Below are 21,495 nucleotides of genomic sequence, written 5' to 3'. Positions count from 1 at the left end.
ATTGCATCAAATTGAGAACCGCTCTATTATTTTCTCCCAATTACCTTACCCCAATAAAAAGACAAAAGTAAAAGAAACAATTCTTTCTGTTTACTTTTGCCTTCTTACTTTTGCCTTTCTAATCTACTCCTTCAATCGGAGCAAATCCTTGGCGCTGGATATTTTCTGTCACTACGCGGGGTTCGAGGAATTGTAGCAAGTAATCTGGGCCACCTGCTTTAGAACCGACGCCAGAAAGTTTGAAACCGCCGAAGGGTTGTCTTGCTACAATTGCGCCAGTGATGCCGCGATTGATGTAGAGGTTGCCGACTTCAAATTCGCTTTCAGCTTGTTGAATGTGGGAAGGTGTACGGGAATATAGACCGCCAGTCAAGGCGAAGTTGGTGTTATTACCAACCGCGATCGCTTCCTCAAAATTCTTCACCCGCATGACTGCTAGAACCGGACCAAAAATTTCTTCTTGGGCAATCGTCGCCTCTGGCGAGACTTCTGAGAAAATCGTCGGCCCGATAAAATAGCCGTTGTCGGGTGCGGGCATTTCCAGCGCCACTTTGGCTTCCTGACGCCCTTTCTCGATATATTCCAAAATGCGATCGCGTGCGTTTGCATCAATCACGGGGCCAACTTGGGTGCTGGGTGCCTCCGCAGGGCCAACATTGAGCGATCGCGTTGCTTCCACCAAACGCTCTACAAAGGCATCATAGATGGGTTCTAGAACAATTACCCGAGAACACGCCGAACACTTCTGTCCGCTGTAACCAAAGGCGGACTGCACCACACCTTGCACAGCTTGATCGAGATCGGCACTTTCATCGACGATAATCGCATTCTTGCCACCCATTTCGGCAATCACCCGCTTCAGGTGTTTTTGCCCTGGTTGTAAAATCGCCGCATCGGCGTAAATCCGACAGCCGACTTCCTGAGAACCTGTAAAAGTAATCATGTGGACATCGGGATGCTTCACCATATAAGCACCCACCGTTGAACCTTTTCCGGGTACGTATTGGAACACCCCACGAGGAATGCCTGCTTCTACCAGAATTTCACTGAGTTTCGCTGTAATCACCGATGAAACTTCAGCCGGTTTGAGAAGCGTACAATTTCCAGCCACCAGTGACGCCACTGTCATTCCGGTGGGAATCGCCAAGGGGAAATTCCAAGGGGAAATAATCAGAGAAATCCCTCGTGGTTGGTAGTTATAGCGGTTGGTTTCCCCGGCGATGTCATAATGGTGCCCAGCATCCAGCCGTTCCATTTCGTCGGCGTAGTAACGGCAGAAGTCTATTGCCTCGGAAACTTCACCGTCGCATTCCCGCACTGGCTTACCAACTTCTAATACCATGCACGCGGATAATTCGGCGCGGCGTTTTTCCATCAAATCTGCGGCTTTCCGCAACACTCCAGCCCTTTCTGGCACTGGAGTCTGCCGCCAACTGGCAAATGCTGCTTTTGCGGCTTGGATCGCCTGTTCTGCTTGTTCTACGCTAATCAATCCGATTTTGCCAACCACCTCACTGGGGTTGGAAGGATTCACTGAATCGACGATATCGGATGTGTTTACATATTCACCGTCAATCAGAGGTAAATAGGTTTTACCCAACTGTTCGCGCACGGTTTGCAAGGCTTGTTGCGATCGCTTCCTTTCCTCAGCTTCTGCATAATCCGTATCCGCTGCATTGTGAAAAGGCAAGTTTTGAGTTTTGAGTTTTGAGTTTTGAGCTTTGACTGAAGACTCCGAACTTTCTACGACGGGAGGCGCTAACAATTCCTCAATCGGACGCTCTTCCAGATTTTGTCGCAAGAACGAACTATTGGCAGTATTTTCCAGCAACCGGCGAATCAAATAAGCCATCCCCGGTAGCAAATCCCCATAAGGACAATACACCCGCACCCGATAACCTTTATCGACGAGCGCTTTTGCCAGCTTATCCCCCATGCCGTACAAAACTTGCATCTCAAAGCGACGGCGGGGAATTTTCAAACTTTCCGCGATCGCCATCGCCCGTGCTTGCGATCGCACGTTATGACTGCCAATTGCCGCGTACAAATACTCGTGATTTTCCAGCAACAGCTGGGTCATCTTCTCAAAATTGGCATCGGTTGCAGTTTTATCGCTGTAAACTGGCACCGGCCAATCTTTCTGCATCGCCTTGATGGTTTCTTGATCCCAGTACGCCCCTTTTACCAAGCGCACTGTTAGGGGATAGCCACGCTGTTTCGCCCAGTCAATCAAGCCGCGCAAATCTTGTTCGCTGTCGCGCAGATAAGCTTGCAGCGTTATCCCTAGATCCGTGCGACTCCGGAACTCCTCTTCCATCAACAACTGTTTCAGGATGGAGAGCGTCAAATCTTTGTAGGCATACTGTTCCATATCAAAGTGAACAGCAGCCCCCAACGCTTGGGCGCGACGTAATAGAAGCCGGATGCGATCGCTCACTCGCTCCTCGCTTCCCTTCGCATCCAACGGATCGAACTGCGAATAAAACGCTGTCAGCTTGACAGATACTTGAATTTGGGGGATTTCTTCTCCATCTGCTTGGTCAATTGCCGGAACCCGCGTCCACGTCTTCGCCGCCTCCGTCAGCTGCTGCATCAATTCCAAATATCTATCTAAATACGACTGCGCCTCAGTTTCCGTAATCACCGCTTCCCCCAACAGGTCGATGGTGAAAGCCATTTTCTCCTTACGCAATCGCTCAACCGTCTTAATAACCTGTTTAATACTTTCCCCAGCGATATATTTATGCGCTAAGGTTTCAACTGCTGTATTCACCGTTGTCGCTGCTACCTGACCGGGCATTGAGTCTGGAGAAGCAAAGTTGAGCATCCCTTTCAGGCTCGTCGGGAGTTCAACCGACTCATCCGCCAAGTATTCTTGCAAGTGGCGAGCAACTTCCGGTTTACTGTGCAGCGCAGGCAGACAGTCAATGAAGCGAAACAGCTGCACTCGCAAACCAGGGTTGCCCATTGCCCAAGCAAGTAATTTATCATCCCAGCGCATTTGGTCGCGCATTTGGGCAAAAAAGGAGCGATTTTCTCTCGTTGCTGCCAACAGTTGTTTGGCAATTTCTTGGGTCTTGACTTCGTAGGTGCTATCAGATATTTGTACAACCACGGCTGGCAGACTCCTAATTCAGGATAAAGGCATCAATGCTGGGAACCCTCTATCTTCTATTTTCTCGATTTCCCAAGCGATCGGCATCAACTTTACTTCCCAACAGCCGCTGTTGACTGTAGCGGATTCAACACACGACCCAGGAACAAAATGCTACCCGACTGCTTGTCCCGAATCAGGAACACAAATGGGCGATCGGCTCGAAACTCTTTGTTTGCCCCCCTAGTCATCCCAACCCCTGTAGACGCAGCTGCCTCAGTGCCCTCCTCATTTACCTCCACGAAGGCTTTGTGAATCACCTTGGAGATGAACAACCCTTTCTTGCCGGTCATCGCCGAGAAGTCAGCTTGAACGCTGAAAGCTTCGGGCATCCCCATATTTGCCAGTACCTTGCTTAGGTCAAACTCTGAAGTGAGGTTGAACTTAGGCACCCAAACTTCAACCATCTGCTCGTATTTGAGGGACGATAGCCACCGTTCCAAGTTTTTTGGCGTCAGCTGCTGCTCCATCTTCGCCAACCCATCCACTTGCTTGGGTAAGAGAATGACCATCGATAATTCCTTGGATATCTCCTCGCCTTGACCGTAGGGTAGCTCTAACACTTTCAAGCTGCCAATATCTGCCCAGCCGTATTGCTCCGTCTTGCACATCATCGGCACGCTAACCTGCTGCGTTGGAGTGACATAAAACGGCTCATCTTTGGTTTTTTGCCGATCGAACGGGCTGAACCAGGCACCTTTAAAGTAAATGGCATTTGTCAGCACCAGCTTGGTCTTAGAAGAGATCGTCCCTGGCGCAATCAGGTCTTGAATTTTGTCTTCAGTTTTTTTTGCGACCCAGTTGTTGATCGTGCGGCGAGTCTGTTCAGTCGCACCGGCAAAGTCCACTTCTTGGAGTCCCCCGCCGTAGTCGTTCTGGGTGGTTTTCAAAAAGCGATCGCTAAAGCCATAGCCCTTTTGACCCCAAAGCCGATTCGCAACTGCAATTTGATATCCCTGCTGTTCGCTGGCGTTTAGCTCAGCCATGAGCGCGGCAAAAGTCGGATGTAGGCGTTCTTGCTCTAAGGTGAAGTGGAGAACTTTCGCCATCTCGGTCGCCGTTTGTCCGCCAGCTCCAGCGTAGGTCATGGCGAGTGCCGTTGAAATGCTGTAAGGGGAGAAGAATAGGTTTCCTTCTTGTTTCCGCAGACGGTTATAGAGATCGAGGGCAAACGAGCTGTTGCCCTCCACCACCGTATCTAAAAGTGCGGAAAGTTCCTCTGTTGGTTGTTTTGGAGTGGTGGACGCGGTTTGGCTGGTTAAAATCGGCTTTGGAGTCCCATTCCCATCTGCCTTGTCTGACAACGCACGGGAATTCCTAAAATAGATACCAGGTTCACGAGCCATCGCGGAACCAACCGAAGCGATCGCCAAACCTACTAAAGCGGCGGTAAAACCCGCGATGAATTGTCTCATGCTGCTTTCATGCAAAATCACATAGCCGTGGTTTCTGAATGTAGCAGATGCCTCTGGTAAGCCCAGCCTAACCTATCTTTTATTCCAAAGAAAAGATAGCTTCAGGAGTATTAAACTCCTGAAGCAGACTGGTATCATATCGCGATCGCAATTTTGAGTGATGATATAAAACTCAAAATTTGTTTATAGCTGCTTCACTTCAGCAACCAGCTTCGCCACGACATCCCGCGCACTGCCAAATAGCATCATCGTTTTGTCTTTGTAGAAAAGCTCGTTATCCACACCGGCAAAACCCGCACTCATCCCGCGTTTAATTACAATCGTGTGTTTTGCCTTATCTACTTCCAGAATCGGCATCCCGTAAATCGGGCTAGCAGAATCGTGACGAGCCGCTGGATTCACAACATCATTCGCCCCAATCACCAGCGCCACATCCGTCTGCTCTAACTGCGGATTGATATCATCCATATCGTATAGCTGCGGATAAGGCACATTCGCTTCCGCTAGCAATACGTTCATGTGTCCTGGCATCCGTCCCGCAACTGGGTGAATGGCGTATTTCACTTCAACGCCTAGTTTTTCTAAGCCGTCAGCCAATTCGCGGACAGCGTGTTGTGCTTGAGCCACTGCCATGCCATAGCCGGGAACAATCACGACGGAACGCGCATAGCCCAACATCATCGCGCCTTCTTCGGTATCGATGCTGTGGACATTTTTATCGCCCCCTTCTGCACTACCAGTACCACCAGATGCCCCAGCTTTCCCGAAGGCACCAAACAGCACGCTGGCAAGGGAACGGTTCATCGCCTTACACATGATTTCGGTCAGGATTAAGCCTGAAGCGCCTACCAAGGCTCCGGAGATGATCAGCATATTGTTCATCACCACGAAACCAGCAGCCGCCGCAGCGACCCCAGAAAGCGAGTTCAGCAGTGAAATTACGACGGGCATATCGCCGCCGCCAATCGGAATCACGAACAGCACGCCCAGCAGTAAGGAAATCCCTACCATTGCTAGAAATACAGGTAAGTTGTCTGGGGTAATTAGCAGGAAGGCACTCGCTGCTACAAAACTTACTAATAGGAGGGCGTTGATGGGTTGTTGTAAGGGAAAAGTAATGGGAGAACCACTAATGAGTCCCTGCAATTTGGCAAAGGCCATCATACTGCCAGTGAAGGTGACGCCGCCGATAAATACGCTACTGATAATCGAGAGGTTGGCGTCGAAGGGAATTGCTTGCTGCGTGCCCAAGAGCCGCCAAAATTCTCCTACAGCGACCAGGGCAGAAGCTAAGCCTCCCAAACCGTTGAGTAGACCCACCATTTGGGGCATATCGGTCATTTCTACTTTATAGGCTGCGATCGCTCCCAACACTGAACCAATCAGCAAACCCAACAAAATCATTTCGTAGTTCAACACCTGCCTATCTAGCAGTGTTGCCACGATAGCCAGTAGCATCCCGACAGCTGCCCACTGATTGCCTGTGCGAGCTGTCGCCGGTGAACCCAGCTTCTTCAATCCCAGAATAAACAAACACGCTGCTACTAAGTAAGTCAGCTGTATCCCAGTTGGCAGAAATTCCGTCATATCACTTGTTCGTCGGTAATGGGTAATTGGTGATTGGTAATCAGAAAAGTTTTGAGTGTTCGGGTTTGCATTTTGAGTGAGAAATTTCTTCTTTTCAAAATTCAAAGCTTATCCATTACCCGCTTACCTTTTTCTTAAACATTTGCAACATCCGATCCGTCACTAAGAAACCACCTACTACGTTGATGGTTGCTAGCACTACGGCAATTAAGCCCAAAATGACGCTGAGATTTGACTCGCGCGGTCCACAGACAATCAGCGCCCCGATCACGGCAATTCCAGAAATTGCATTTGCCCCAGACATGAGGGGAGTATGGAGTGTCGGCGGCACTTTGTTAATTACTTCAAATCCGATAAAAGACGCTAATACAAATACAAACAAAGCGCCAATTAAGGTTTCTGTCATTCAGCTCAATACTCCTTCTTGATTCAGCGGTCAAGGTGGACACTGCCCACCGACAATCTTAAAATTGGATACCTAATTTGATAGCTAAGAAACCCGTTTTCTAGAGAGAAAATGGGTTTCATCCACCATTTTTCTAGGCGTTAATCTTCACCTGAGTCAAACCATCCCGGACTCGTTGATTGAGAATCTCACCGTTATTAGAGACGCAGGTACTACTAATGATGTCATCCTCAAAATTCAGCTGCAATGCACTCTCTTTAATCAGGTATTGCACCAAAGTCAAAACATTCTTGGCATACATTTGACTGGCGTGAACCGGCATAGACGCAGGTAAATTTATCGGGCCAATAATCGTGACTCCGTTGCGCTGTACATCCTTGCCAGGTTCCGTGCAGGCGCAGTTGCCGCCTTGCTCAGCTGCCAAATCGACGATGACCGCACCCGGTTTCATCTGGGCTACCATTTCCTCAGTCACCAGGATGGGCGCTTTCCTGCCCGGAACCTGAGCCGTGGTAATGACGACATCGGCTTGCTTGACGTGCTCGGTGAGGACTTCCTGGGTGCGTTGCTTCGAGGCTTCAGAAACTTCTTTCGCGTAGCCACCCGCCGCTACAGTTTCTTCATTCAGCTGCACTTCGATAAATTTCGCCCCTAGGCTTTGCACCTCTTCTTTCACGGCAGGACGAATATCAAAGGCTTCTACGATGGCACCTAGGCGTCTAGCAGTAGCGATCGCTTGCAGTCCCGCTACGCCTGCACCCATGATAAATACTTTTGCCGGTGCAATTGTCCCAGCTGCTGTCGTCAACATCGGGAAGAACTTCGGCACAGCTGCCGCCGCAATCAGTACCGCCTTGTATCCAGCCACTCCCGCCTGAGAAGACAAAGCATCCATGCTCTGCGCCCGACTGGTGCGGGGGATCAATTCCATACTGAAGGCGGTGACTCGGCGCTCGGCTAAACGCTGGATTAGGTTTGGATTTCCCAAAGGATTTAGAAACCCAATCAACACGCCCCCTTCCTTGAGCTGATGAATTTCATGCTCTTTCGGCGGATTAACTTTTAATAGAACATCCGCTTCGCGCCACAAAGCACCTGTATCCGAGACAATCGTTGCACCAGCTGCTTTATAGGCGTCATCAGAGAAAAATGCTTGCTCACCAGCACCCGCCTCTACCCACACTTCTAGACCCTGTTTTACTAACCTGCCTACAGTGTCAGGCACCAGTACCACACGACGTTCGCCAACTTCAACTTCCTTTGCAACCGCAATTCTCATGAACTCTCCCAATCAATTCTACGAAACCCTTCTGCATCCTATCCTTTTGCATCCTAGGCGGATTTCTAAATTCCGATCCGTATCTTTAACTTTGTTTTATGAATTTAGAGTTCCACACTCACGCACGTCCTAAGACGATATCACCTAGAACCCGTTTTCAAAGCTTTAACCAATGATAAAAAGCTTTCTCTTAAACCCTCTGGTGCCTATAATCTCTGGCGTCAATTCAGATTAATTGAAGGGTTTGTTTCCGGCTGATTTTTTCAAATTTATTCAATAAATAACCAAAAAAATACATAATGATATACATTAGTACATAAAAAAATGCCGAGCAGCGCGATCGTGCCGAGCGGCAACTAGTTTAAAATCAACTGTCTTTATGAGCCGGTCTGGTTCCATTGCCCTAACCTGAGCGATCGCTCGACTCAAAAGCTCACCAAGCTTGCATCTGGGGGCACTTTCTTCCGACTTCCCGCGTCACGGGGGAGGATTCATTCGGGGCGGCTACATTCCCGTTTGAGTCAAAAATAGTAAAGTTTAGTAACGAAGCCCACTCTCTAGCCCATTCTCTACAGTTGAGATACAAGAGCCTATGTTGTCAACAAAATCCTCTAAGCGACGCCTAATTTCTGCCCTAGCGGCGACGGGTTGCGTGCTAACGGGCTTTGCCAGCCTTACCCAAGCACAGAGTCTACCCGGTTTAACCATTTTTAGCGGTGTTGAACGGCAAAATCAGCTGAGCTATCGGTTAGATTTTGGCGGTCAATCGGATGCTTGGGATCGCTACCGGCTCAAGATTCCCGCCAAAAAAATGGAATTAGGGGCAGCTCAGTTTGTCATCACTTATCCCGATTACTATAAGGGCAAGTTTGACACGAAAAACGTTGAAGTCCGTGTCAAAGGGAAAAAGCTGCCTCTCAAAGAGGTTGTCTGGGACAAAGAAAATTACAAGCTTCTGATTTATATGGAGGAGCCAGTGGCTGCTGGTAACAGCGTAGATTTAATCTTGTCTAACGTGAAAAACCCGCCTTTTGGTGGAACTTATTATTTCACGGGTGCGATTCTTACTCCCGGCGATGTACCGTTGCCCCGTTATCTCGGTACCTGGATTTTGAGTATTAATTAAGGCACAGTCCACGTCCGCTTCTGTGCAGCCAAGGGGCGCTTGTAAAAGGAGCGCAATGTGATGCTATGCTGGAGAATCGTGACTTTTTCTATAGCGGCGATTCTAAATCTGGAGTAAAAACCGATGACTCAGCGCACTCTGGGCGGCACTAATCGTAAGCAAAAAAGAACATCTGGTTTTCGAGCACGGATGCGTACCAAAAATGGTCAGGCTGTCATCAAAGCTCGCCGAAAAAAGGGACGTTATCGCCTTTCCGTTTAGAAACAAAAGAAGGATGAAGGATGAATTGATTTCGCCTTCATCCTTCTTTTAAGCCACCCAGGAGGGCGGAGTTTCTAGTGGCATTATCCAGAGCAAATCGACTCAGGCACCGGCAAGATTTTACCGCTGTGTACCAGAGCGGTCTGCGTCGCAATGCCCCTCACTTTGCTTTAAGAGCGTTGAGGCAATCAAGCGGCGCGAAGGGCATGAAAACTGCTGAAGTGATGCCAACCCGCATCGGCATCTCCATCAGCCAAAAAGTCAGCAAGCGAGCAGTCATCCGGAACCGGATCAAGCGACGGATTCGGGCAGCGATTCGTCAGATGTTACCTCGCATTGCACCTGGCTGGCGGTTGGTTATCGTTGTGCGACCCATAGCAGTGGAGTGCGATTATGGTCAAATTTTGCGAGAATTAGAGCAGTTGTTGGCAGAAGCAGAGGTACTCAATGGGCATCAAAGAGGAAACCTTCTATGAAGGCGGTCCCCACATAGGTGATTTGATTATTAATATCCTGCTGGGATTTACAGTCATCTGTATACCTCTGACGGTAGGGGCAATTGTGAGAGCGCTTTGGTTGCGCTACCGGATTACAACTCGTCGTATCTCGGTAACGGGTGGTTGGATGGGACGCGATCGCACCGACATTATCTACTCAGAAATTGTTAATGTCGTGAAGGTTCCCCGTGGAATTGGTCTCTGGGGCGATATGGTAGTCACTCTTCGAGATGGCAGTCGCCTGGAACTCAGAGCCTTACCTCGATTCCGGGAAATTTATGACTACATCAACGAGAAAATGGCAGCCAGAACCGGCAAACCAGCGGATGGTTCCGCGAGTCGATAGAATTGCCTCAAAAGTCAAGAAATTTTAGATGCTCGAATTGAATTGTCAATGGCTTATCTAAAAATTCCCCAGCGACTCTACCCTGGCTTTTGTGTGTTTTATAACCCAAAAATCACAAACATTAGATAACTTAGATTAAGATTCTCCACAAGCTACTAGCGCCCCCTCTAACTCAGAACGAATGGACTTTGGTATCGGGTTTCTCTCCAATAATGTCATGCTGCCAATCCTGGATTTCTTCTACGGGATTGTGCCTAGCTATGGTCTCGCCATCGTGGCGCTGACACTTGTAATTCGCTTTGCTCTCTATCCCCTGAGTGCTGGCTCCATTCGCAATATGCGGCGGATGAAAGTTTCCCAACCGCTGATGAAAAAGCGACAAGAAGAAATTCAGAAGCTTTACAAGGACGATCCTGCAAAACAGCAGGAGGAAATGAGCAAGCTGTTCAAAGAATTTGGCAATCCCTTAGCCGGGTGCTTCCCCGTGTTGCTGCAAATGCCGATTCTCTTTGCATTGTTTGCCACCTTGCGGGGATCGCCATTCTCGGATGTGAACTACACGGTCAATTTGCAAATCTTTCCTCAAGAACAAATTGAACGGATTCAGCCGCAAGCTTTCGTGACAGCGCCACAAAACATTTACTTTTCAGATGGCGTTCATGCCCCGATTGCGGCGCTGCTGCCGGGAGGGAACCGCCTGACGGTTGGGGAAAAGGCTAAAATTGAATTTCAAACCGTGGAGGGCAAACCCCTTCGGGAACTCCTCGCCGACTATCCTGAAACTAAGCTGATTCCCCGCTGGAAGGTCACTAAAGGCGAAGAACGGGTACAGGTGAATGAAGATGGCAGCGTGGAAGCTCTTCAGCCTGGGGAAGTCACCGTTCAGGGAACAGTTCCAGGACTAGCGGCAGATAAAGGATTTCTCTTTATTGATGCGTTAGGTCGTGTGGGCGCTTTTGATGAAGACGGAACCATTCACTGGGATATTATCGGCATGGTGCTATTCTTTGGCATCAGTTTGTATCTCAACCAGGTTCTCTCCGGACAGAACGATTCCAGCGATGCAAACGCTCAGCAGGCTACGGTCAACAAAATTACCCCAATCCTCTTTTCTGGGATGTTTTTGTTCTTCCCACTGCCAGCAGGAGTGTTGATGTACATGGTCATTGCTAACATTTTCCAAACTGCTCAGACGTTTATTTTGTCGCGCGAACCCCTACCAGAAAACCTTCAGAAAATGGTAGAAGTTCAAGAAAAAGAAACGAAAGCAAAGGAAAGAGAAGCACTTCCCTTTGAACCAGGTCGTTCTAAGAAAAAGGCTTCGAGTTAGCTATGAGCGATCGCAGAATGCAGCGGGGTCAGCAGTGGCTAGAGCAACTCCTACAACTAGCCAAATTTCCTACCGGCGTTAAAGAAACCGCAATCCAAACGATTCCACAAAGCAGCGACTCCTCCCAAGCAGAATTAGAAACTTACTGGTTGACAATCGACGAAACTAAACTAACATCCGCACAAATTCAAGCCTTAGTAGGTTCTGAAGGTGCGACTCTCGATGCCATCCAGTACCTTGCCAATGCCATTTTGAACTTGGGTCAAGAGCGGGAGGAGCAGACGGCTTACACCATTGAACTTGATGGCTATCGCGCTCGGCGTCAAGCGGAACTCCAGGAACTTGCTGAGGATGCCGCTCAGCAAGTTCGCTCTTCTGGTCAAGAATTTGAAATAAAATCTTTGTCTTCAGCAGAGCGGCGTCAAGTTCATACTTTTTTCCAAGAGTGCGACGATTTAGAAACCTATAGTCGGGGTCAAGAACCAGACCGGCGTCTGGTTGTACGATTAAAAAATTAAGACTTAAAAAAGGAAAATGAGAAATAATTTTATTTTTTATTTTCCTTTTTTAATCGGGTTGGAAGGATGGCTGAAGCATTATGAAGGCGATTTATATTCCTGGGCTTCTGAAAGCGCCAGAGCGCTCAGAAGTCATTCAAATTGATGAGTTTTTACCAGAACTGGAAACTTTGACGCCCGTGCGCGGACAGATAAAAGTTTCCCATCAAGGAAATTACCTGGATGTTTCTGTGAAAGCAGAAGCAATTGTCACTCTCACTTGTCATCGTTGCTTGCAACAGTATAATCACCGTCTAGCTATCAACACATCAGAAATGATTTGGTTAGATGAAGCGGCTGAGCAACCAGACACAGGGCCTGTAGAACGAGAAACACCACTCGAAGATTTGTTGGAAATGCTGCCGCCACAGGGTCATTTTCAGCCTGATGTTTGGCTATACGAACAAATGTGTTTGGCAATTCCCCCAAGGCAGCTTTGTGACAAAGATTGTTCGGGGATTCAACCAGCAAATACTAATGGCTCGGACAGTTTATCTGACCGCCGATGGGAAGCTTTAAAAGCACTCAAAAAACAATTTCCCAAATAGTCAGCCGTCAGTGGTTAGCGGTCAGCGGCAAGAAACAAACAAATTAAGGGAACAAGTATCGCCCTTCCATATACGAACTGAACCACTAAGGCGAGATGCTTTTTCTTGGTTTTTACAAGCAGTTGGCAACTAATCAAGCAACAATGATTGTACGGGCGGGTTAAATGGAGAGAGTTTTGGGTTGCCAAGATTTTTGTTCGCGCCCCTACCAACTGACCACTGACCTGGAGACGCGACAACCGCAAGTCTTCTACCAACTGACATCCTATAACAGCTATGAGCTTCAGTGAAGAGTTTGAACTGCTGCTACGCGCCCGATATCCATTAATTTATATTCCAACTCCCGAAGAGGAACGAGTAGAAGTAGCGATCGCGCAGGTAGCTCAACGGTTAGGCGATCGCCCAGTCTATATCTGGGATTTTGTCGATGGCTATCAGGGCAACCCCAACGATGCCGGTTTTGGACGACGCAATCCGGTTCAAGCATTAGAATTTGTAGAAAAAGTGGCAGCATCTGCCCCAGGAATCTTTATTTTGCGGGATTTTTCCCGTTTTTTAGAAGATATATCAGTTTATCGCAAGCTGAGGAATCTGTCACGGCGTCTGAAATCCCAGCCGAAAAATATTGTCATCGTCGCGCCGCAAATTGCCATTCCAACGGACTTGAGTGAAGTCTTAACCATCCTGGAGTTTCCGTTGCCAGCGCCAGCTGAGATCAAGACAGAAGTGGAACGCTTACTCGGTGCCACAGGTAAATCCCTCACCAGCAAAATTTTGGATGAACTGGTGCGTTCCTGCCAAGGGCTATCGATGGAACGGATTCGTCGTGTCTTGGCACGCGCGATCGCGACTCACGGAGAGTTGCGCCCTGAAGACGTGGAACTGGTGCTGGAAGAAAAGCGTCAAACCATTCGCCAGACCCAAATATTAGAGTTTTATTCGAGTAGCGAGAAAATTTCTGATATTGGCGGCTTAGATAACCTAAAAGACTGGCTGCTGCGGCGTGGTGGTTCCTTTTCAGAACGAGCAAGGCAATATGGTCTCCCTTATCCCAGAGGGTTACTCCTTGTAGGAATTCAGGGAACCGGAAAATCGCTGACGGCAAAAGCGATCGCCCATCACTGGCACTTACCTTTATTACGCTTAGATGTAGGGCGTCTTTTTGGAGGATTGGTGGGAGAATCGGAATCTCGCACCCGGCAAATGATTCAACTAGCGGAAGCTTTAGCTCCTTGCGTACTCTGGATCGATGAAATTGACAAAGCTTTCTCTGGCATTGATGGCAAAAGCGATGCCGGAACAACTAGCCGCGTCTTTGGTACCTTTATTACTTGGCTGGCAGAAAAAACTTCACCTGTATTCGTCGTGGCGACTGCTAACAATATTCAAGCTTTACCCCCGGAAATGCTTCGCAAAGGCAGATTTGATGAAATCTTTTTTGTGGGTTTGCCCGAACAAGAGGAACGCCGTGCCATTTTTGCGGTACACTTATCCAGGCTGCGGCCTCACAACTTGAGTAGTTACGATCTCGATCGGGTAGCATACGAAACCCCCGATTTTTCTGGGGCAGAAATTGAGCAAACCTTGATAGAAGCGATGCACATTGGCTTTAGCCAGAATCGAGACTTCACTACCGATGATATTTTAGAAGCCGCCAGTCAGATTGTGCCCCTAGCTCGGACTGCCCAAGAGCAAATCCAGTTTTTGCAAGATTGGGCAGCCGCCGGTAAAGCCCGTATGGCATCGAGACACAGCCCTTTGAGTAGTCGCTTTCATCAGCTGCAACAACCGGAATCACAAGCATGAGTTGGTCGGGTTTAGCAAAATTTATAATTGGTTTCTTCCTAGCGATCGTCCTCCTCGCTGTGGGTGGTGGTGCTACCGCCTATTACTTCCTAACTAAACTGTCGGCTCCTCCGCCCAAGCCGGTTTATGCAAATGATAAACCAGAGGTAAAAGCCAAAGCTTCTCCTGGCGCTGTCAAGACAACATCGGCGTCCTCCGCTCAACCCAACCCAACGCCGACGCCCAGCACTGCTCCTGCTAAAGTGCTAGAACCTGGAGCGTATACCGCTCGCGTTACCTGGCGCGAAGGTTTAAGCTTACGAGAGGCACCAACTTTGGAAGCCAACCGCGTCGGTGGGGTCGGATACAATCAGCGGATTGTAGTCATCAAAGAAAGCGATGATAAAAGATGGCAACAGATCCGTCTGGAAGAGGGCGAACAACAAGGCTGGATCAAAGCCGGTAACATTGAGCGAGTTGAGACAGAACAACAGCAATAGGCGAAATCTGACAGAGATTTCAGTGCGGGGGATTGCAGTACAAGCATAGAGTTCCCCCGTTTCTGTAACCTTGGGACGTGTTAAGAAAATTAGCTTAATTTAAATCTTAATTGCAATATTCCAGCAACTTTTCAACCTACTAAAGTCTGGTGGTAGGTTGTAAAACTGTAAGTCACAGCTATTTTTAACTTGGCTGCTGGAGCGCAACAATGTTCAATAAAAACTCTCATCAAGATTTATTAGGATCTGCCGTTATCGCGGCATTGGGTGCTGGTATCGTTACTTCTTTTGCCGTCAGTCAAGGTCAACACCCGCTCGTAGCTTTAGGCATTACTGGTGTAGCGGTGATAGTTGCCTTAATTTTTGATGCTAAGGTTTAGTTTAATCGCTGAAAACGTCTAGAGTTTCTCAAAAACAAGACCTAGAAACCATCTAGCTTAAAGTATTCTCTCTGTAGTTAGTAAACAAAAAACGTGAAAATAACGTAAAATAAGCCAAAAATAGCAGTTAAACCTTCGCTGAAAACTTCAGTGAGTGGATTAGCTGCTAAGAGTTTTGCAGGACAATAATGGAGACGCTTGCCTATCTTTATGTAGCAGTAGCTTACGAGGAAACGACAGACCCTCTGGCTTTTCCAGTTCTAGAAAAGTTAGAACTTTTTAAGGATCTCAATCGGCAAAAGCTTTCTAGCACCGCGACAAGCTATCTACTATCGCTGGCTCTAAATCTAGCTTTCCTCAGTTTGCTCCACAGTGCTAGCGCAATACAGATAGAGGATAGGGGTGCTGAAGTGACGGCTTTGCAAACAAACTTGATGGCAGCCAACTACTATAAGGGACCTGTCACTGGATACTACGGCAAGTTGACCGAGGCAGCGGTGAGGCGTTTCCAAGCGATCAGTGACTTAGATGCTGACGGCATCGCGGGTTCAGAGACCCTAGAAGCATTAAAGCGATATCTGGAGAGCAAAAGCCAGAAAAGTAAAAAGTCGCACAACACTCCGCAGACGAGTGCAATGAACATTGGTAAGCGCGGGTTGCGACTGGGCGATCGCGGTCGGGAAGTCACCGAAGCTCAGCAAAGGCTGAAAGCGGCTGGTTTTGATCCGGGTTCTATTGATGGAAAATTTGGCTGGAAAACAGAGCAAGCTGTGAAGCGCTTTCAAGTGGCGAGGGGTTTAAAGATTGACGGCATTATGGGGCGGGAAACCTGGTTTGCTGTCGGGTATCTTGCGACTTCAAATTCTCCTTACTCGGTGATCGTAATGGCTGAGACTACCGAAACGCTGCGCCAAGTGCGCCAGTATGTGCCGAATGCTTATCTGGATACTTCCAGTAGTGATTCAAATATTCAGGCAGGAGCATTTGCCACTGAGTCTGGGGCAGAACGTCAGTCAGAGATGTTGCGATCGCAAGGACTGAATGCACGAGTGGTATATCGTCGATAGAGAGTGCGATTTGATGCAATCAATCGGCTAGACTGGCGTTAAAATCTATGCTGTAAAAAGTAATGGAAACCCTTGCCTATCTTCATCTAGCCTTAGTCTACGAAACACCTGTACAAGAAGCCGGTGTTTCTCCGGTTGGGGAAAACCAGGAATTTCTGACCGGATTGAATTGGAAAAAACTTTCTAGCCACGCAACGATTCATTTTCTATCGATTGCCGTTGCCTTAGCGATGCTAGGAATCTCTTCTCAGGCGTTAGCACAGAGAACGCTGAAACAAGGCGATCGCGGTTCTGAGGTACGCGCATTACAACAGCAGTTACAGGCGCGAGGCTTTAGTGTGCCCGCCACTGGCAATTTTGGCTCGCAAACTAAAAATGCGGTGATTCGATTCCAGCAAGCCAATCGGCTCACACCAGATGGGATTGTGGGTCGAGGAACCAGGGCAGAATTATTTAATCAAGTTAGACCGACTATAAGCCAAAGCTTCAACAATGACCCGTTTACGCTGCCACCTCCGGACAGAACTCTTGACTCGCTTCCGGAAAACCCTACACTGTCTCCTCCCAACATCCCTACACTGAGAGCAGAAAATATCTATCCAGAAGATATCTATTCAGAAAATACCTATTCAGAAAATACCTATTCAGACATTAGGCTTGTCCAAGAACAGTTAGCACAGGCAGGATTCAACCCCGGTCGTATTGATGGAGTATTTGGTCGAAATACGGCGCAAGCTCTCAGGGAGTTCCAGGCAAGTGTAGGTTTATCCCCCAGCGGGACGATTACTTCAGAAACGCTGCGGGCACTAGACGACTATGTTGCCGGTCGTCCAAGTCAACAACTAAGCGACTACAGCAACCGGAACGACAGGAGTCGGAGAAGTCTCCAACCTGGCGATCGCGGTTCCGAGGTCGAGGATCTCCAACGGCGATTGAGCGATCAAGGCTTCAACCCTGGTCGCATTGATGGGGTTTATGGTTTTAATACCCAGCAAGCTGTCAGGCGGTTCCAGCAAGCTCGGCGTTTATACCCTGACGGCATTGCAGATGCACGAACCCTACAGGAATTAGGAATTAATTTTGCTGAGAATCGCTACGTGGTAGTCGTACCAGGGAATTACACAACATTGAATAAAGTCCTCCGCTATGTACCGAATGCGGATCTGGGGCCGAAATCGAAACGAGGTTCCTATGTAAATGCAGGGGCATTTTCCAATCGGCAGCTTGCCGAAAGCCGCTCCGAGCTACTGCGATCGCGCGGACTAGATGCACGGGTGGTATATCGCCCCTAGGCACTGGTATGGTATAGCTAGTTGATGAAATTGACCTTCTTAAACTGTCTATCAAGAGTTTGCCAGTAAAATTATGGAAACCCTTGCCTACCTGCATCTTGCCCTGGCCTACGAAGCATCTACGAACAGCGAGTTTCCTATAGTCTGGAATAGCCAAAAAATTTTTGAAGGACTGAACCGCCAAAAGCTGTCTAGTAGAGCAAGTTTGTCTCTGCTATCGCTTTTTGTCTCACTGAGCCTCTTGGGAATGTCTCAAGCTTTAGCAATACTTGAGCCAGGAAACACCGGCGCGGAGGTAGCCACTCTCCAGCAGCGCTTGCAGCAGCTAGGCTATTTCAAAGCAGGTATCACAGGCAATTTTGGCCCGATTACAACGGAAGCTGTGATCCAATTCCAGAAAGCTAATGGGCTGGAACCGGATGGCATTGTGGGGCCGCGAACCGAAGCCGCCTTACAGAAGAAGCGAGGCAAGGCAATCCAGGCGCAGGCCAGCCAATCTCGGCAGGTCAGACAGGTCAGCCGCCCACGTTTCCAGTCTGTCAGGCAACGTACTCAGCCGGTCAGCAAGGCTTCTCAGGTCAGCCAACGTCCGAGGAGTGGAGTCCTACAGGAAGGAGACAGCGGTCCGGAGGTAGTATCCCTCCAGCAACGGTTGCAAAAACAGGGCTATTTTCAAGCAAATATCACTGGCTATTATGGCCCGATCACAAAAGCAGCCGTTAACCGATTTCAGCAAGCGGCGGGAATGCCAGTAGATGGCATTGTCGGTTCGGATACCCAGGCAGCTTTGATAGGTGTGGGAGGTGGAGAGGATCGGACTCCGCCTAAAAATATCACTTCTAGTGGGCAGATCCTACAATTAGGCAGTAACAACCGGGAGGTGGTAGAACTCCAGCGACGGTTGCGGAAACTGGGAATTTTGCAAGGGGCCATGACTGGCTACTTTGATCAAGACACCAAAGATGCCGTAATTCAGTTTCAGAAATCGCAAGGTTTAACAGCTGATGGAATCGCTAGACCCAATACTATATTGGCTCTGAAAAATACAAGAGATCGCTTTAATACAGCTTCTAGCGGACAGATCCTACAGTTAGGCAGTAACAACCGGGAGGTGGTAGAACTCCAGCGACGGTTGCGGCAGATGGGAATTTTTCAAGGTGCCATGACTGGCTACTTCGATCAAGACACCAAAGACGCCGTGATTCAGTTTCAGAAATCGCAAGGTTTAACAGCTGATGGAATCGCTAGACCCGATACTATATTGGCTCTGGAAAATACAAGCGATCGCTTTAATGTATTGTCTTTACAAAAGCGTCTGAAAGAAAACGGCTTTTATCGCGGACCATTAAATGGGGTTTTCGAGGCGCAAACCAAAGCAGCAGTTGAAGCTGCCCAACGTGCTTATGGTCTCAGCGCTGATGACATCGTCAAGGGACGTTTTTAAACAAACATAGCAATTAGCGATTAGCTATACTACTAGCTAATCGCTATGGTGGAAGTGGTGCATCCCGCCCTAACCCTACTCGATCGCTTTTTAAATGGGTAGTAACGCCCGCTGGCAAGTTGGACAGATAGCGTGAATCGTCATCTGACAGTCAAGCAGGTGGTACCCTTCTTTTCTGGCTGTTCTGGTGCCGGTTTTTAAAATCGAGTCATTTTTGAATTCAATCGTCTTGTTACACCGAACACAGATCAAATGGTGATGGTGATGAGGATAAGGTTGATTGAGTTCGTAATGCTTATGTCCTTCTGCCAGTTCAAGTTCGCGCAAAATGCCCAGCCGAGCCATCAACTTTAAGGTTCGGTAAATGGTGGATAAGCTTATGTCCTCACCTTCACTGTGCAACAACTCGTGGAGGTCTTCAGCACTAAGATGCTGACCTCTGGGAAGATGTTGAAAGACATTCAGGATGGTTTCCCGTTGGGGAGTTAAACGCCAGCCCCGCTCGTTCAGTTCAGCCTTGAGTGAGGTTGCTGTGTAGAAAGACATGTTGACCTTCTCAAGAAAGTAGCCCTATTGAGAAGAATAGCGAATTCCTAGAATATTTGCAACAATCGAAGCTTATTGAGAATAATATTTAATAAGAAACAAGGCGAAGAAATAGGGAAAGCAACTGGAAAAAGGAAGCAAGATAAGTTAAGAATTATATCTTTTGCTTTTTTCTTTTTTCCTTTTGACCACTGCTGTGAGTGTCAGTTGTTACTTGTGGGATCTAGTTTGATGCCTTGTCCCTGCTGGGTGCAGTATTTACCGCTTTTTACCACTGCTTGCCGCTCCCTGACTTTCTATATTTGAAATCACAAAACCCTCCTTAAAAAGGGGGGTTTTGAGAAATTAGTATTGGGCAGTTGTGAAAATGAAATTACTATTTCTTAGCCTAAGGACTCCAGATAGTCGCGTACACGGTTGCGGCGCTTGGGTTGCCGCAACTTTTGTAAAGCTTTGGCTTCAATTTGACGAACTCGTTCTCTAGATAAATCCAGAGCGCGACCAATTTCTGCCAAGGAGTAAGGATGACCATCTCCTAAGCCAAACCGCATCCGAATCACATCTCGCTCGCGGCTGGTGAGATCGGCAAGCAGCTGCTGCAAATCTCGGTGTAAAGCTTCTCGCATCAACACTTCTTCGGGAGATATGCTGTCTGTTTCCAGCAAGTCGCCTAATTCTGTGTCTTTCTCCTTTCCTACTTTAATTTCTAAAGAGACAGAACGAGGCACCCGAAGTAAAACTTCCCGTACCTGCTCCGGTGTCATTTCTAACTCAACGCCGATATCCTCAATGCTTGCCGTGCGACCTTTTTCTTGAGAAATTTTGCGCTGAGCTTTCTTAATTTTGTTGAGCTTTTCGGTGATGTGAACCGGCAGGCGGATAGTACGACTTTGAGTTGCGATCGCTCTGGTAATTCCTTGGCGAATCCACCAGTAAGCATAGGTGCTAAACCGATAACCCTTGGTCGGATCGAACTTCTCAACCGCCCGTTCTAGCCCAAGGGTTCCTTCCTGGACTAAATCCAACAATTCCAATCCGCGATTTTGATACTTCTTCGCCACAGAAACCACTAGACGCAGGTTGGCCTTGATCATGTGTTCTTTGGCGCGAATGCCAGTAGCCTGAATCCGCTCTAGCTCTTCAACTGCCAGACCTGCTACTTCTGCCCAGCGACGCTTCCCAGCAGCTAATGTGGGCTTCAGTTTGCTCAGCTCAATACCCGCTTCCGTCGCCCACCGTTCCAAAGAAGGACGGTGCCCCAACTGAGATGCTAGACGATCGTGTACTTCAATCAGATGCACATACGGCTGAATCACTGGATCTGCCTGGTTGGCAGTATCATTTCTCAGCTCCAGCAACCGCATATGACGCTGGACTTTTTGAGCTTCCGAGACTTCCTCATCTCGCCCTAGTAACCGAACCCGGCCAATTTCCTGAAGATATAACCGAACCAGATCGGTAGTACGACGGCTGGCAGTTGCCCGTAGAGATGCCTCGCCGAGTCGCCCGTACTCTGCATCTAGACCTTCCATCTCAGGGCTATCGAGATCATCCACCGGGGGTCGAGCATCGTCGTTCAACACGGCAGACCCAAAGTTGTAATCTGGCAACTCGGAGTCAAATTCTGTATCTGTCTCTGCATAAAAAGGAGTGGCTGGCATAGGGATCTCTCAATTGCGTCCGGAATAGTCTTTCAATTAATCACTTCACTACTTATTGCTAGAATTCCCACCCTCCAGGACGAAACAGCTAATGCTTACCTTTCTGTTACTTTCTGTTACATCTAGCTGCATGACACTTACTGAATTCATCGATATCGATGGTTATGCAGGCAGGGACGACGTGACATTCAGAAAAACCTGTCTCTAGTAGGATTCAGATTTCTATCTTTGGGTAGTATAGGCAGCGCTCAATCTTAGAGTAGTGATTTGGGTCAAAGGCCAAGTTAATCTACATCACCAATTGAAGGATTTCC

20 protein-coding genes are annotated in these 21,495 nt (G+C 48.2%); 13 read left to right on the top strand and 7 right to left on the bottom strand.

Annotated elements, in window-relative coordinates:
* Nucleotides 1-118: 118 nt before the first annotated feature.
* The 5 genes from pruA to NDI44_RS05650 form a co-directional block, all read right to left on the bottom strand.
* A complete protein-coding gene (gene pruA / locus NDI44_RS05670; protein WP_190412733.1) occupies nucleotides 119-3,115 on the bottom strand; it encodes an L-glutamate gamma-semialdehyde dehydrogenase in 2,997 nt (998 codons plus the stop codon).
* Between the two features lie 92 nt (nucleotides 3,116-3,207).
* Nucleotides 3,208-4,569 carry a serpin family protein gene (locus tag NDI44_RS05665; RefSeq protein ID WP_190412732.1) on the bottom strand — a complete coding sequence of 454 codons (1,362 nt, stop codon included), beginning with the start codon at nucleotides 4,567-4,569 and terminating at the stop codon, nucleotides 3,208-3,210.
* A 183-nt stretch (nucleotides 4,570-4,752) separates the two neighbouring features.
* Nucleotides 4,753-6,156 (bottom strand): NAD(P)(+) transhydrogenase (Re/Si-specific) subunit beta, encoded by a 1,404-nt coding sequence (locus tag NDI44_RS05660; RefSeq protein WP_190412731.1) that lies wholly within the window; start codon nucleotides 6,154-6,156, stop codon nucleotides 4,753-4,755.
* Nucleotides 6,157-6,271: 115 nt separating this feature from the next.
* A complete protein-coding gene (locus tag NDI44_RS05655) occupies nucleotides 6,272-6,562 on the bottom strand; it encodes an NAD(P) transhydrogenase subunit alpha (protein WP_190412730.1) in 291 nt (96 codons plus the stop codon).
* Between the two features lie 133 nt (nucleotides 6,563-6,695).
* The gene (locus NDI44_RS05650; protein ID WP_190412729.1) at nucleotides 6,696-7,841 is read right to left on the bottom strand and encodes a Re/Si-specific NAD(P)(+) transhydrogenase subunit alpha; all 1,146 of its coding nucleotides are present in this window, start codon (nucleotides 7,839-7,841) and stop codon (nucleotides 6,696-6,698) included.
* A gap of 592 nt (nucleotides 7,842-8,433) precedes the next feature.
* Between NDI44_RS05650 and NDI44_RS05645 the strand changes: the two genes are divergently transcribed.
* From NDI44_RS05645 to NDI44_RS05585, 13 genes are all read left to right on the top strand, one after another.
* Entirely contained in the window at nucleotides 8,434-8,967 is a 534-nt protein-coding gene (locus tag NDI44_RS05645) for a DUF2808 domain-containing protein (RefSeq protein WP_190412728.1), read from the top strand.
* A gap of 123 nt (nucleotides 8,968-9,090) precedes the next feature.
* Nucleotides 9,091-9,228, top strand: a complete 138-nt coding sequence (rpmH, locus tag NDI44_RS05640) for a 50S ribosomal protein L34 (RefSeq protein WP_190412727.1) — start codon at nucleotides 9,091-9,093, stop codon at nucleotides 9,226-9,228.
* Nucleotides 9,229-9,305: 77 nt separating this feature from the next.
* Entirely contained in the window at nucleotides 9,306-9,704 is a 399-nt protein-coding gene (gene rnpA, locus NDI44_RS05635) for a ribonuclease P protein component (protein WP_190412726.1), read from the top strand.
* Complete coding sequence (locus tag NDI44_RS05630) at nucleotides 9,676-10,071, top strand: PH domain-containing protein (RefSeq protein WP_190412725.1); 396 nt, start codon at nucleotides 9,676-9,678, stop codon at nucleotides 10,069-10,071. The genes rnpA and NDI44_RS05630 overlap by 29 nt, the downstream gene beginning before the upstream one ends.
* A gap of 181 nt (nucleotides 10,072-10,252) precedes the next feature.
* Nucleotides 10,253-11,401, top strand: a complete 1,149-nt coding sequence (gene yidC, locus NDI44_RS05625) for a membrane protein insertase YidC (RefSeq protein WP_190412724.1) — start codon at nucleotides 10,253-10,255, stop codon at nucleotides 11,399-11,401.
* Between the two features lie 2 nt (nucleotides 11,402-11,403).
* On the top strand, nucleotides 11,404-11,919 hold the full coding sequence (locus NDI44_RS05620) for a R3H domain-containing nucleic acid-binding protein (protein ID WP_190412723.1): 516 nt from the start codon (nucleotides 11,404-11,406) through the stop codon (nucleotides 11,917-11,919).
* A gap of 80 nt (nucleotides 11,920-11,999) precedes the next feature.
* Nucleotides 12,000-12,506: a YceD family protein gene (locus NDI44_RS05615; protein WP_190412722.1), complete on the top strand. Its 507-nt coding sequence runs from the start codon at nucleotides 12,000-12,002 to the stop codon at nucleotides 12,504-12,506.
* 276 nt (nucleotides 12,507-12,782) lie between these two features.
* On the top strand, nucleotides 12,783-14,312 hold the full coding sequence (locus NDI44_RS05610; RefSeq protein WP_190412721.1) for an AAA family ATPase: 1,530 nt from the start codon (nucleotides 12,783-12,785) through the stop codon (nucleotides 14,310-14,312).
* Nucleotides 14,309-14,791 (top strand): SH3 domain-containing protein, encoded by a 483-nt coding sequence (locus tag NDI44_RS05605; protein WP_190412720.1) that lies wholly within the window; start codon nucleotides 14,309-14,311, stop codon nucleotides 14,789-14,791. The genes NDI44_RS05610 and NDI44_RS05605 overlap by 4 nt, the downstream gene beginning before the upstream one ends.
* A gap of 209 nt (nucleotides 14,792-15,000) precedes the next feature.
* Complete coding sequence (locus tag NDI44_RS05600) at nucleotides 15,001-15,171, top strand: hypothetical protein (protein ID WP_190412719.1); 171 nt, start codon at nucleotides 15,001-15,003, stop codon at nucleotides 15,169-15,171.
* Between the two features lie 188 nt (nucleotides 15,172-15,359).
* Nucleotides 15,360-16,238, top strand: a complete 879-nt coding sequence (locus NDI44_RS05595; protein WP_190412718.1) for a peptidoglycan-binding protein — start codon at nucleotides 15,360-15,362, stop codon at nucleotides 16,236-16,238.
* A 62-nt stretch (nucleotides 16,239-16,300) separates the two neighbouring features.
* A complete protein-coding gene (locus NDI44_RS05590; RefSeq protein ID WP_190412717.1) occupies nucleotides 16,301-17,530 on the top strand; it encodes a peptidoglycan-binding protein in 1,230 nt (409 codons plus the stop codon).
* Nucleotides 17,531-17,603: 73 nt separating this feature from the next.
* Nucleotides 17,604-18,974, top strand: a complete 1,371-nt coding sequence (locus tag NDI44_RS05585) for a peptidoglycan-binding protein (RefSeq protein WP_190412716.1) — start codon at nucleotides 17,604-17,606, stop codon at nucleotides 18,972-18,974.
* 90 nt (nucleotides 18,975-19,064) lie between these two features.
* Here NDI44_RS05585 and NDI44_RS05580 read toward each other — a convergent pair whose 3' ends face one another.
* The gene (locus NDI44_RS05580; protein WP_190412715.1) at nucleotides 19,065-19,520 is read right to left on the bottom strand and encodes a transcriptional repressor; all 456 of its coding nucleotides are present in this window, start codon (nucleotides 19,518-19,520) and stop codon (nucleotides 19,065-19,067) included.
* Between the two features lie 383 nt (nucleotides 19,521-19,903).
* Nucleotides 19,904-21,181: an RNA polymerase sigma factor SigC gene (gene sigC / locus NDI44_RS05575; protein WP_190412714.1), complete on the bottom strand. Its 1,278-nt coding sequence runs from the start codon at nucleotides 21,179-21,181 to the stop codon at nucleotides 19,904-19,906.
* Nucleotides 21,182-21,495: the final 314 nt, after the last annotated feature.

Origin of the sequence: Trichocoleus sp. DQ-A3 (assembly GCF_039961975.1) — a bacterium.
GTDB lineage: Bacteria > Cyanobacteriota > Cyanobacteriia > Cyanobacteriales > FACHB-T130 > FACHB-T130.
Note: the sequence above shows the minus strand (reverse complement) of the source record. Positions and strands in the feature narration are given on the sequence as shown.

Coding starts and splice junctions, on each gene's coding strand:
- rpmH (WP_190412727.1), top strand. CDS start 9,091: ATGACTCAGCGCACTCTGGGCGGCACTAATCGTAAGCAAAAAAGAACA.
- NDI44_RS05595 (WP_190412718.1), top strand. CDS start 15,360: ATGGAGACGCTTGCCTATCTTTATGTAGCAGTAGCTTACGAGGAAACG.
- NDI44_RS05655 (WP_190412730.1), bottom strand. CDS start 6,562: ATGACAGAAACCTTAATTGGCGCTTTGTTTGTATTTGTATTAGCGTCT.
- NDI44_RS05585 (WP_190412716.1), top strand. CDS start 17,604: ATGGAAACCCTTGCCTACCTGCATCTTGCCCTGGCCTACGAAGCATCT.
- NDI44_RS05650 (WP_190412729.1), bottom strand. CDS start 7,841: ATGAGAATTGCGGTTGCAAAGGAAGTTGAAGTTGGCGAACGTCGTGTG.
- sigC (WP_190412714.1), bottom strand. CDS start 21,181: ATGCCAGCCACTCCTTTTTATGCAGAGACAGATACAGAATTTGACTCC.
- NDI44_RS05660 (WP_190412731.1), bottom strand. CDS start 6,156: ATGACGGAATTTCTGCCAACTGGGATACAGCTGACTTACTTAGTAGCA.
- yidC (WP_190412724.1), top strand. CDS start 10,253: ATGGACTTTGGTATCGGGTTTCTCTCCAATAATGTCATGCTGCCAATC.
- NDI44_RS05605 (WP_190412720.1), top strand. CDS start 14,309: ATGAGTTGGTCGGGTTTAGCAAAATTTATAATTGGTTTCTTCCTAGCG.
- NDI44_RS05610 (WP_190412721.1), top strand. CDS start 12,783: ATGAGCTTCAGTGAAGAGTTTGAACTGCTGCTACGCGCCCGATATCCA.
- NDI44_RS05600 (WP_190412719.1), top strand. CDS start 15,001: ATGTTCAATAAAAACTCTCATCAAGATTTATTAGGATCTGCCGTTATC.
- NDI44_RS05620 (WP_190412723.1), top strand. CDS start 11,404: ATGAGCGATCGCAGAATGCAGCGGGGTCAGCAGTGGCTAGAGCAACTC.
- NDI44_RS05580 (WP_190412715.1), bottom strand. CDS start 19,520: ATGTCTTTCTACACAGCAACCTCACTCAAGGCTGAACTGAACGAGCGG.
- NDI44_RS05590 (WP_190412717.1), top strand. CDS start 16,301: ATGGAAACCCTTGCCTATCTTCATCTAGCCTTAGTCTACGAAACACCT.
- NDI44_RS05645 (WP_190412728.1), top strand. CDS start 8,434: ATGTTGTCAACAAAATCCTCTAAGCGACGCCTAATTTCTGCCCTAGCG.
- NDI44_RS05615 (WP_190412722.1), top strand. CDS start 12,000: ATGAAGGCGATTTATATTCCTGGGCTTCTGAAAGCGCCAGAGCGCTCA.
- NDI44_RS05630 (WP_190412725.1), top strand. CDS start 9,676: ATGGGCATCAAAGAGGAAACCTTCTATGAAGGCGGTCCCCACATAGGT.
- NDI44_RS05665 (WP_190412732.1), bottom strand. CDS start 4,569: ATGAGACAATTCATCGCGGGTTTTACCGCCGCTTTAGTAGGTTTGGCG.